Origin of the sequence: Rubrivivax gelatinosus, assembly GCF_016583785.1 — a bacterium.
GTDB classification, from domain to species: domain Bacteria; phylum Pseudomonadota; class Gammaproteobacteria; order Burkholderiales; family Burkholderiaceae_C; genus Rubrivivax; species Rubrivivax gelatinosus_B.
Genome location: NZ_NRRU01000139.1, coordinates 1 through 11063, shown reverse-complemented (window position 1 = coordinate 11063; position 11063 = coordinate 1). Strand labels below are relative to the sequence as shown.

Sequence of the window (11063 nt, the reverse complement as noted above, 5' to 3'; positions counted from 1 at the left end):
CACCGGCACCGGCACCGGCACCGGCACCGGCGCCGGTGCCGGTGCCGGTGCCGGTGCCGGTGCCGGTGCCGGTGCAGATGCCGATGCCGATGCCGATGCCGATTCCCATGCCCATGCCCATGCCCATGCCCATGCCGCACTGAGCATGATCGGACTGGGTTGCACCGAGGCCGCAACCGGCGGCCGCCCACCGCCGCATGCCGACGCACCCGGCCTGGCGACGGCCATCGTCGTCGGCGACGGCGCGCCGGTCGCCACCGACCGCGACCACCGCGTCCAGCTGCAGTTCCACTGGCAGCGCGGGAGCCAGGCCGGCCATCGCCTGCCGGCGCCCGAGGGCGACAACGCCGCCGCGGCCTGCCAGGCCGGCGGCTGGCTGCGCGTGGCCACCGGCGTCGCCGGCGACAACTGGGGCAGTGTCTGGACGCCCCGAGTCGGCCAGGAGGTGCTGCTGGCTTTTGCCGGCGGCCGCCACGACCGGCCGCTGGTGCTGGGTGTGCTCTACAACGGCAGCAGCCGCGAAGACGATGCCGGCGGCGGCGCGGCCGCCGGTGCGGCCGGGGCCTTCGCCAGCACGCCGCCGTGGTTCCCCGGCAACCAGCACGAGGGCGGTCTCCCGGGACAGGCTCACGGTGCGGTGCTGTCGGGCTTCGTCACGCAGGAACTGCGCAGCAGCCAGCCCGGCGGCGGTGCCGGCAACCAGCTCGTGTTCGACGACAGCCCGGGCGCCGAACGTGTCGAACTCGCCAGCGCCAGTGCCGGCAGCCGGCTGCAGCTGGGCCGGCTGCGGCAGCAGGAGCACAACCGGCTGCTGGCGCCGCGAGGCCACGGCCTGGACCTGCGCACCGATGCCTGGGGCGCCCTGCGTGCCGGCGGCGGCCTGCTGCTCAGCGCCCACGGCCGCCCCGGCAGCCAGGCCGAGGGCCGGCAGCTCGACATCGACGAGACCTGTTCGCGCCTGCGCTGGGCGCAGGCCGCCACCGACCGCCTGCTCGCGCTGGCGGCGCAGCACCGGCTGGCCGGCCACGCTGCGGGCGTGACCGCTGCGGCGCTGCGCAGCCTGTCGGGCGCCGACACGATGTCGTGGTCCGGCCCGGAACTGCTGGCCACGGCGCCGGCCGGTCTGCTGTGGCTGAGCGGCGCCGACCAGGTCGAGGCCATCGAAGGCTCGGTGCAGCGGGCCGCCAGCCGCATCCAGCACTTGTGCGGCGGCCGGCTGCAGGTCGTGGCCGGCGGCGGCCTGCGGCTGTTCGCGGCCGGCGCGGCGCCGCCCGACGCCTCGGTGGCCGAGCGGCAGCAAGACGGTGTCGCCGCGCTGCGGCTGCACGCCGCAAGCGGCCCGGTGCGCGTCTGCGCCGAGTCCGGTGCGGCCGCCGTCGACGCCGGCGGCGATGTGCGCCTGGCGTCGGCGCAGGCCACGGCCCAGGTGCTGGCGGCGACGGCGGTGCTGCTGCAGGCGGCCGGCGCGTCGGTCCGCATCGGCGCGACAGGCATCGTGCTGGCCGCGCCGGGCCAGGTGGTGTTTCGCGCGTCGCTGAAACGATTCGAGGCCGGGGGCGCCTACGGTGGCGAGTACGTCGCTGCAACCAGCACGCCGCCGGCGACGACCGGCCCGCCCGCGCAGGACTTGCCGGATGCCGCCGACACTGCTTCGCAGGCATGTGCAGCCCCTGCAGGCGAAGGGCCGCACGCCCCCTGAAACCGGCCGCTCGCCCGTGGGCGAGCCCTGTCGTTCGGCGTCTGGCCGTGCCGTGAACGGCTGCGCCCTGCAGCCCGCTGCAGCGCGATGCACTGGCGCGCAGCGCGATGTATTGGCGCGCAGCTCGGTGTACGGGCGCGCAGCGCGACCGCCGTCACCGGACGCATCACGTACTGCAACGCCGCCTTCGCCGAGCTCAGCGGCTACGCGCCCGAAGAGCCGCCGGGCTTTCGTTGCGCTGGCTGCCTCACCGGGCCAAGCGGCAGCACACCCTGCCCGCCGCCACGGCCTTGGTGCGCACGCGATGCCGCAGCCGCTTGCACCGTGCCATGCGGTCCCGCGCCGCCTGACCCGCACCGATAGCCCGCGAAGGCACGCCGCCGACATGGACTTGGCCCGAACCCGCACCCCGATCGACGACGATCGAAGCGTGCCTCGACGGCAGCCCGGGCGGCCGTCGCCTTGTTTCACCGATCTGGGAACCCGTTACTTCATGAGCATCGAAGCCCGACTGCACCGCGCCGACGGCGCCCTCACGACCCTGCACAACGGCCGCCACGCCTGGACCGCCGACCTGCCGCAGGCGCTGGGCTCGGACGATCTGGCCCCCGACCCGCACGACCTGCTCGACTCGGCACTCGCCGCCTGCACCGTGCTGACGCTGGAGCTCTACATCCGCCGCAAGCAGCTGCCCGTCACCGGCCTGCGCGTCAGCGTCGAGCACCTCGAGGAGAAGATCGAAGGCCGGGTGCACTACCAGCTGCAGCGCCGGCTCTTCATCGAAGGCGACATCGCGCCGGCAGACCGCCAGCGGCTGCTGGAGATCGCCGGCAAGTGCCCCATCCACCGCGTGCTCGAAGGCGAGGTCGCGATCCACACCGAACTCGGCTGAGCGCGCCGATGGCGACGCTTGCGACCTGGAGCGGGCGCCGCAGTGAGCTGACGGCCGGGCTGCCGCTGCGCCGCGTGCTGCCGTCGGCCACGCGGCGTGCGGTCGGCCCCTTCGTCTTCTTCGACCACTTTGGCCCGGTCGTGCTGCCGCCCGGCCGCGCCAGCGACGTGCCGCCGCATCCGCACATCGGCCTGGCCACCGTCACCTATCTGTTCGAAGGCCGCCAGGTGCACCGCGACAGCCTGGGCACGGTGCAGACCATAGAAGCCGGCGCTGTCAACTGGATGAGCGCCGGCCGCGGCATCGTGCACAGCGAACGCGCCCACGCCGACGACGTCGACGGGGAGCGCCCGGCGCACGGGCTGCAGCTCTGGGTCGCGCTGCCGCCGCAGGCGGAAGACAGCGAACCCTCGTTCCAGCACCTGGCGGCGGCGCAGGTGCCGGTCTGCCGCCTGCCCGGCGGCGTCGAGGCGCGTGTGCTCGTCGGCAGCGCCTGGGGCACGAGCAGCCCCGTGCGCACCGCCTCGCCGACGCTCTACCTCGACCTGCAACTGCCGGCCGGCGCCGTGCTCGAGCTGCCGGTGCTCGCCGCCGAGGCCGCGCTCTACGCCCCGACGGCCGCCTTCAGCCTGGACGGCCAGGCCGTCAGCGCGCAAGAGATGGTGCTGCTGCCGCCCACACGCGTGCAGCTGCAGGCCGGCGCCGGGCCGGCGCGTGTGCTGCTGATCGGCGGCGACGCGCTGGCGCAGCCGGTGCGTTTGTGGTGGAACTTCGTCTCGCCCGACCGCGCCCGCATCGCCGCGGCCGCGCAGCGCTGGGCCGCCGGCGGCTTCGCCCCGATCCCGGGCGAAACCGGCCGCGTCGAAGCGCCGGCCTGGCGCGACTGAGCACGAGCGGCCTCGCACGCGGTCCACGGCCCGGCAGGCCTGGCGCCCGAACCGCAGACGCGGCAGCCGGCCCGGACGCGGCGCCAGCGCCACGCCGCGGCGGCCGCCAGCGCCTGGCCCGCCGCTTTTCCTGCCAGCGGTCGCTGGCCTGGAACGAACGGTTGCCGCCCGCCGACGAGTGGCCGCAAACCCCGGGGAACCCGCCCGAAAACGGCCCGAAACCCGATCCGTGGCGCCGCGCCGAAGTGGACAGACGGCCCCCGCGGGGATAACTTCGAGGCTGGCGCGATTCGAAACCCGAAACCGTCGCTATCATTCCGACCAGGAGGCCGTCATGTGCTGCGAATTTGAAGAAATGGCCATCCACCTGGCCCGCAAGGCGAAACGCACGGGGGGCCAGAACAGCCCGCTGGTGATTTCGCTGACAAAACTCATCGGCCGCCACGAAGACGGCCTCGCCGGCCTCGCCGAACGTTTGCAGGAAGCCGGCCTGGGCGCCGCGATGAACTCCTGGGTGGGCCGCGGTGAAAACATCCCGGTGCGCGCCTGCGCGCTGCGCACGGCGCTCGGCGAGGTGTTTTACGGCAAACTCGTGCGGCGCCTCGACCTCGACCCCGTGGACGCCGGCGAAGTGCTCGCCGAGATCTTCCCGCTGGCCGTCGACCGCATGACGCCGGAAGGCCGCATCGAAACCCCGGCTCCCCGGGCGGGCCTGCAGGCCTTCTTCGCCCGCATCGTCGGCGTTCCGGTCTGAACCCGGATGCCCGGGGCCACAAGGCCTCGAGCACACGCCGCCGCCCCGGCTTCAGGCGAAGCCGAGGTGCTCCTTCAGCTCGGCCAGCAGCCGGCGGCTGACCGGCACGCGCCGGTCGCCGTGCGTAATGATCTCGGCGCCGCCCATGTCCTGGAACGTGATCTCGCGGATCTGGTCGGGGTTCACGAGGTATTGCCGGTGGCAGCGCAGCATCGGCGTGCGCTCTTCCAGGGTGCGCAGCGTGAGTTCGGTGAAATGCTCGCTGCCGTCCGTCGTGACGATGAACACGCCGCTTCCGGTGGAATTCACGTACTCGACCTGGTCGATTTTCACGAGCTGCACCCGCTGATGCCCCGGGCAGGGAATCTGGCGTAGCGGCGCGGCCATTTTCAGCGGGTCGGTGGCCGGCAGCCGGTCGCGCCGCAGGCGCTGCAGCGTCACCTCCAGCCGGGCCGCGTCTATCGGTTTCAGCAGATAGTCGAAGGCATCCTGCTCGAAAGCCTGCAGGGCGAACTCGTTGTAGGCCGTGACGAAGACGATGCGCGGCATTTCCTCGGGGTCGAGCATGCTCAGCAGCTCGAGCCCGCTGATCTGCGGCATGCTGATGTCCAGGAACACCACGTCGGGGTGCAGCCGGTTGATCGCGGACAGCGCCTCGATCGCGTTCGCGCTCTGGCCGACGACGCTGACGTCGGCCACGTTGGCGAGCAGGCGCGCGATCTCCTCGCGTGCCGGGGTTTCGTCGTCGACGATCAGGACGTTCATGCTCATCTCGTTCGATGCGTCGTCATCAAGGGGTGCAGGGGACACGCAGCGTCACCCGGGTGAGGACCTCGGGTTCGCACTCGACCTCCATGCCGTAGCGCGGGCCGTAGCGGTTGGCGATGCGGCGGCGCACCAGGTTGACGCCGAGCCCGTCTCCGCCCCCGGCCGGCGGTGAATACAGGCCGGCATTGTCTTCGACGCTCAGCAGCAGGTCGCCGTCCTGCTCGCAGGCCGAGATGCGCACCCGGCCCACGCCCAGCAGCTGCGAGGTGCCGTGTTTGATCGCGTTCTCGACCACCGGCTGGAGCGAAAACGCCGGCAGGCGCACGTGCTGCAGCTTGTCGGGCACGTCGAACTCGACCTCCAGCCGGTCGAGGAAACGTGCCTGCTCGATCACGAGGTAGGACGAGACGTGCGCGATCTCCTCGCTCAGGCAGGCTTCTTCGCTCGGGCGCTTGAGGTTGTTGCGGAAGAAGGTCGACAGGCTGAAGACCAGCATGCAGGCCTTCTCCGGGTCGCGCCGGATCACCGCGATCAGCGTGTTCAGCGCGTTGAACAGGAAGTGCGGGTTGACCTGGGCCTGCAGCAGCTTGATCTCGGACTGCGCCAGCATCTCGCGCTGGCGCATGTAGCGCCCGGCCAGGATCTGGTTGGAGAGCAGCCGCGCGATGCCTTCGCCCAGCGTGCGGTTGATGGTCGAGAACAGCCGGCTGCGCGGTTCGTACAGCTTGATCGTGCCGATGACGTGGTTCTCTTCGTCCGACAGCGGAATGATCAGCGAGGACGCGAGCGGGCACTTCGGGTGGATGGAGCAGCGGTAGGCGATCTCGTTGCCGTCGGCATAGACGACCTCGTTGCGCTCGATCGCCTGCAGCGTCAGCTTGGACGCGATCGGCGTGCCCGGCAGGTGGTGGTCGGCGCCGATGCCGATGAAGGCGACGAGCTGCTGGGTGTCGGTGATCGCGACCGCGCCGACGCCGGTCTCTTCGTAGATGACCTTGGCGACCTTGGCCACGCGGGCGCCGGCGTCCTGGTTCAGGCCGTCGCGCAGCAGGCCTTCGACGCGCGCGGCGATCGCCAGCGCCTTGGTCGAGAACACCGAGGACTGGCGTTCGTAGAGCTTGCGCCGGTCGACGAGGATGCGCATGAACATGCCCGCGCCCAGCGTATTGGCCAGCGCCATCGGGAACGCGATCTGTTCGACCAGGTGGTAGGCCGCCGGCGCCGGCTTGAGCACCAGCAGCAGGATCAGCATCTCGACAACGATGGCCAGCAGCGTCACCGCGGCCACCGGAATCGGCCGGAACACGGTGGCCGCCTTGCCGCGCTGGATCATGTAGCGGTGAAAGCCCCCGCCGATCAGGCCGCCGACGATGGTGGCGATGGTGCACGGCACCGCCGAGCTGCCGCCCAGCGACAGCCGGTGCAGGCCGCCGGTGAACCCGACCGCCAACCCGACCCAGGGGCCGCCGAGGATGCCGCCGAGCACGGCGCCGATCGTGCGCGTGTGCGCGATCGAGTCGTCGATCTTCAGCCCCAGGTAGGTGCCCATGATGCAGAACAGCGAACACACCGCGTAGCAGGTGGCGCGCTGGGGCAGCCGGATGGTCACGTGCATCAGCGGAATGAAGATCCGCGTGCCGGCGAGCAGGTAGGCGATGACGAGGTAGACGCAGGTCTGCTGCAGCAGCGTGAGGCTGAGCGCGACGGTACTGACGGACATGGATTCGGCCTTGACGACGACAACCACCGGCCGGGGGTGGTGATTTCACCAGTTTCGCAGGTGGCGCCGACGGCGGCAACCGCGCAGGCGCGCCCGGGTGCGACTTATTTCGGCCGCTGCGCACCCGCTGCAGGTCGGGCCGCGCTGCGGCCCGCCGTCGTCAGCCGGCCAGCCGGCCGGCGAGCTCCTGGTCGAGCACACGCGACAAGGCCTGCCAGCTCGGCCCGGGGGCGTAGTCGCTGGCCGGGTCGAGCGCGAGTTCGATGCGGCGCATCAGCACCAGCAGCGCGCACAGGTTCAGGCGCAGGCGCGCGGCGCCCTGGCGCGGCAGCTCGGTGCCGCGGTGCAGGCCCTGGCGCCGGTCCAGCGCCTCCTTGACCACCGAACGCAGCGCGCTCTCGTCGCGCCAGTCCAGGCCCAGCGCGAGGCCGGCACGCACGATGGCGCGCTCGGTGTCGCGCGCGGTGAGGGAATAGTAGATGAAGCTGGACATGGGTTCGTTTCTCGTGCGCGCGCTCAGGCGGCCTTGGGTGTCATGCCGCCACGGCGGAACAGCCACCAGTAAGCGCCGGCCACCAGCAGCGCGCCGCCAACCCAGTTGCCCAGCGTGACCACGCCCAGGTTCAGCAGGAACTGCTGCACCGGGATGTCCAGGCCGGCCTTGGCCGCCGCCGCCGGCTCGGCCCAGAAGCTCGCCGGGGCGAACCACTTGACCATCAGGCCGTAGGGGATGAAGTACATGTTGGCCACGCAGTGTTCGAAGCCCGCGGCGACGAAGGCGGCGACCGGGAAGAACATCGCGAGGATCTTGTCGGTGACGCTGCGCGCGGCCAGCGACAGCCAGGTCGCCAGGCACACCAGCACGTTGCACAGCACGCCCAGGAAGAAGGCCTTCATCGGCATCAGGCTGGCCTTGCTCGACGCCAGGTAGAGCGCGCTCGCGCCGACTTCGCCGTGGCCGGCGCCGTACTGGCCGCCAAGGAAGACCAGCGCCGCGGTGCCGAGCGAGCCGACGAGGTTGCCGAGCCAGACGATGGTCCAGACCTTGAGCATGCGCTGGGTCGTCAGGCGCCCACTGGCCCAGGCCATCACCATCAGCGCGTCGCTGGTGAACAGCTGCGCACCGGCGACGACGACCATCATCAGCCCCATCGTGAACGCCGCGCCCATCAGCAGCCGCATCACGCCGTAGGGCAGCATGTGGTCGGCGCCGGCGATGGCGATCGTCGCGAACATCGCGCCCAGCGCGACGAAGGCGCCGCCCAGCACGGCCAGGCCGAACTGCTTGGCGACGGTGGCCTTGGCCTTCTTCACGCCCATCTCTTCGGCCGCCTGCGCGATGGCATCCGGCGTCAACGGGTCGAACAGCGGCTTGGCGCTGCCGGCGTAAGCGGCAGCGGGGTCGTCCGGCGTCAGCAGGTAGCGGGGATCGGTGCGGTCCAGCATGGCGTGTACTCCTCGCGCCGGACGAGTTCGGCCTCGTCCTCACCCTCGGCCAGCAGGGCCAGGGTGTGCGTCGCGATCATCATTTCTTCGTTGGTGGGCAGCACGAACACCGAGACGCGCGCCTGCGCGGCCGAGATGTCGTGGGCCCGGCTTTGATTCGCCTCGGGGTCGACGGCGACGCCCAGCCAGGCCAGGCGTTCGCAGATCTCGGCGCGGATGGCCGGCGAGTTCTCGCCGATGCCGGCGGTGAAGACGAGCGCGTCGAGCCCGCCCATCGAGCCCGCCAGCGCCGCCACTTCCTTGGCGCAGCGGAAGCAGAACAGCTCGACCGCGCGGCGCGCGTCGGGCGAGTCCGACTCCTGCAGCACCTTCATGTCGTTGGACAGGCCGGAGACGCCCAGCAGGCCCGAGCGCCGGTACAGCAGGTCCTCGATCTCGGCCGCGCCCATGCCCTTCTCGTTCATCAGGTACAGCAGCACGCCGGGGTCGACGCTGCCGCAGCGGGTGCCCATCGGCACGCCGTCGAGCGCGGTGAAACCCATCGAGGTGTCGACACTGCGGCCGGCGTGCACCGCGGTGATGCTGGAGCCGTTGCCCAGGTGGCAGATGACGACACGCGCGTTCGCCAGCTCCGGGTGCTGCGCCGCCAGCTGCTGCGACACGTACTCGTAGGACAGGCCGTGGAAACCGTAGCTGCAGACGCCTTCGTCGCTCAGCTCGCGCGGCAGCGCGTAGCTGCGCGCGTACCAGGGCTGGTGGGCGTGGAAGGCGGTGTCGAAACACGCCACCTGCGGCAGCTCGGGGTGGCTGGCGGCCAGGATGCGCATCGGTGCCAGGTTGTGCGGCTGGTGCAGCGGCGCCAGCGGCACCAGCGCTTGCAGCTCCGTCAGCAGTTCGGGCGTGATGCGTTCGGGCCGGCTGAAGCGGCGCCCGCCGTGCACCACGCGGTGGCCGGCGGCGACGATGCGGTCGTCGGGCAGCGCCGTGCCCAGCCAGTCGAGCACGAAGGCCAGCAGCAGCTCGCGCTGCTGCGACTGCTCGGCGTCCCAGCGGTGTTCGGCCAGCACCCGGCGCCGGGCGTCCTTGGCCTCGAAGCTGGCGAGCGTGCCGATGCCCGAGATCTGGCCGCCGAGCACCGCCTGCAGCTCGTTGCCGGCGACCTGGCGCAGCACCGAGAACTTCAGGCTCGACGAGCCGGCGTTCAGCACCAGGCAGGACGAATGTCGTTTCATCGCCGCCTCACAGCCCGCGCGCCGCCTGGGCGAGCAGGCGGTTGGCGTTGGCCAGCAGCGCGGCGATGGCGCAGGACGCCAGGCGCGAGCGCAGGTTGTCGGCGCGGCTGGTCAGGATCACCGGCACCTTGGCGCCGAGCACGATGCCGGCGGCGTCGGCATTGGCCAGGAACGTGAGCTGCTTGGCCAGCATGTTGCCGGCCACCATGTCAGGCACGAGCAGGATGTCGGCGTTGCCGGCCACCGGCGAAGTGATGCCCTTGGTGCGCGCGGCCTCGACCGAGATCGCGTTGTCGAAGGCCAGCGGGCCGTCGAGCACGCCGCCGGTGATCTGGCCGCGGTCGGCCATCTTGCACAGCACCGCGGCTTCCAGCGTCGACGGGATCTTCGGGTTGACGTTCTCGACCGCCGACAGGATCGCGACGTTGGGCTTGCTCACACCCAGCACCTGCGCCAGGTGGATCGCGTTCTGGACGATGTGCACCTTGTCCTCGAGCGAGGGCGAGATGTTGATCGCCGCGTCCGTGATCAGCAGCGTGCGCGCGTAGGTCGGCACGTGCATCACGAAGACGTGGCTGATGCGCGCGGCGGTACGCAGCGCGTTGTCCTTGCGCACCACGGCGCCCATCAGCTCGTCGGTGTGCAGCGAGCCCTTCATCAGCGCCTCGACCTCGCCGTCGCGCGCCAGCCGCGCCGCAGTCTCGGCCGCGTCCTTGGGGTACTCGACGTCGATCAGCCGGTAGCCGTCGATCGCCAGGCCGTGGCGCGCGGCGATGGCACGGATGTCGCGCGCCGGGCCGACGAGCACCGGCTCGATCAGGCCGGCCTGGGCGGCGTCGACGGCGGCACGCAGCGAGGGCTCGTTGCAGGGGTAGGCAACCGCGGTCGGCACCGGCGCCAGCGTTTCGCACTTCTTCAGCAGCGCGTCGTACTGGTGGTGGCCGATCAGCTGCACCTCGGGCAGTTCGACGGCTTCGGCGCGCACCTTGGCGCCCGGCGCCACCACTTCAGCCACGCCGCTGGCGACGAGCACGCCGTCCTGGTTGACGCAGCCGCATTCGAGCACGACGACCTTGTCGGCCAGGCGCTTCTCGAGCACGGTGACGGTGGCGGTGATGCGGTCGCCGACGCTGATGGTGTGCAGGAAGTGCAGGTCCTGGCTCAGGTAGACGGTGCCGGGGCCGGGCAGGCGCGAGCCGATCAGCCCGGACACCAGCGCGCCCGACCACATGCCGTGCGCGATGACCTTGCCGTGGCCGCTGCCGGCGGCGAACCGCGCGTCCAGGTGCACCGGGTTGCGGTTGGCCGAGACGGCGGCGAAGAGCCGCACGTCGTCCATCGTCAGCTCGCGGCTGCGGCTGGCCGACTGGCCGACGACGATCTCGTCGAAGGGCACGTTCTCGGTGATCTGTTCGTCGTCGGGCAGCGCCGGCAGCTGCAGCACCGCGGCGGCGCGGGCCTGGGTCTTGCTGCCGCTGGGGACGGCGTCGAGGCTGTGTTCGGTGTACATACGCAACTCCTGCGCACGGCGCGGGTCTTGGGGAGACGCGGTCGCGGCCGCGCCCCTTGCGGGTGATGTGTCGGTCGGTGGGTGGCGGCTCAGCTCACCTGCAGGCCGGCGCCGCGGAACAACTCCCGCGTGCGATCGACCAGTTCCTGGGAAGG

10 protein-coding genes are annotated in these 11063 nt (G+C 71.5%); 4 read left to right on the top strand and 6 right to left on the bottom strand.

The window, feature by feature from the left end; genetic code table 11:
- The first annotated feature begins 145 nt into the window (after nucleotides 1-145).
- The 4 genes from CKO43_RS23400 (at nucleotide 146) to CKO43_RS23385 (ending at nucleotide 4232) form a co-directional block, all read left to right on the top strand.
- Entirely contained in the window at nucleotides 146-1699 is a 1554-nt protein-coding gene (locus CKO43_RS23400; protein ID WP_200380148.1) for a type VI secretion system Vgr family protein, read from the top strand.
- Between the two features lie 493 nt (nucleotides 1700-2192).
- On the top strand, nucleotides 2193-2591 hold the full coding sequence (locus tag CKO43_RS23395) for an OsmC family protein (RefSeq protein ID WP_200232112.1): 399 nt from the start codon (nucleotides 2193-2195) through the stop codon (nucleotides 2589-2591).
- Between the two features lie 8 nt (nucleotides 2592-2599).
- A complete protein-coding gene (locus CKO43_RS23390) occupies nucleotides 2600-3478 on the top strand; it encodes a pirin family protein (RefSeq protein WP_200380147.1) in 879 nt (292 codons plus the stop codon).
- Between the two features lie 355 nt (nucleotides 3479-3833).
- Nucleotides 3834-4232 (top strand): YidB family protein, encoded by a 399-nt coding sequence (locus tag CKO43_RS23385; protein ID WP_200380146.1) that lies wholly within the window; start codon nucleotides 3834-3836, stop codon nucleotides 4230-4232.
- Between the two features lie 51 nt (nucleotides 4233-4283).
- Here the strand turns inward: CKO43_RS23385 and btsR are convergent, their stop codons facing one another.
- The 6 genes from btsR to CKO43_RS23355 form a co-directional block, all read right to left on the bottom strand.
- Nucleotides 4284-4997, bottom strand: a complete 714-nt coding sequence (btsR, locus tag CKO43_RS23380) for a two-component system response regulator BtsR (protein WP_200232115.1) — start codon at nucleotides 4995-4997, stop codon at nucleotides 4284-4286.
- 25 nt (nucleotides 4998-5022) lie between these two features.
- Complete coding sequence (locus CKO43_RS23375; RefSeq protein WP_200380145.1) at nucleotides 5023-6720, bottom strand: sensor histidine kinase; 1698 nt, start codon at nucleotides 6718-6720, stop codon at nucleotides 5023-5025.
- A gap of 160 nt (nucleotides 6721-6880) precedes the next feature.
- Complete coding sequence (locus CKO43_RS23370) at nucleotides 6881-7213, bottom strand: hypothetical protein (protein ID WP_200380144.1); 333 nt, start codon at nucleotides 7211-7213, stop codon at nucleotides 6881-6883.
- Nucleotides 7214-7236: 23 nt separating this feature from the next.
- On the bottom strand, nucleotides 7237-8166 hold the full coding sequence (locus tag CKO43_RS23365; protein ID WP_200232118.1) for a formate/nitrite transporter family protein: 930 nt from the start codon (nucleotides 8164-8166) through the stop codon (nucleotides 7237-7239).
- Nucleotides 8133-9398, bottom strand: a complete 1266-nt coding sequence (locus CKO43_RS23360; protein ID WP_200380143.1) for an acetate/propionate family kinase — start codon at nucleotides 9396-9398, stop codon at nucleotides 8133-8135. The genes CKO43_RS23365 and CKO43_RS23360 overlap by 34 nt, the downstream gene beginning before the upstream one ends.
- Before the next feature lie 7 nt (nucleotides 9399-9405).
- On the bottom strand, nucleotides 9406-10908 hold the full coding sequence (locus CKO43_RS23355; protein ID WP_200380142.1) for a bifunctional enoyl-CoA hydratase/phosphate acetyltransferase: 1503 nt from the start codon (nucleotides 10906-10908) through the stop codon (nucleotides 9406-9408).
- Nucleotides 10909-11063 lie beyond the last annotated feature (155 nt).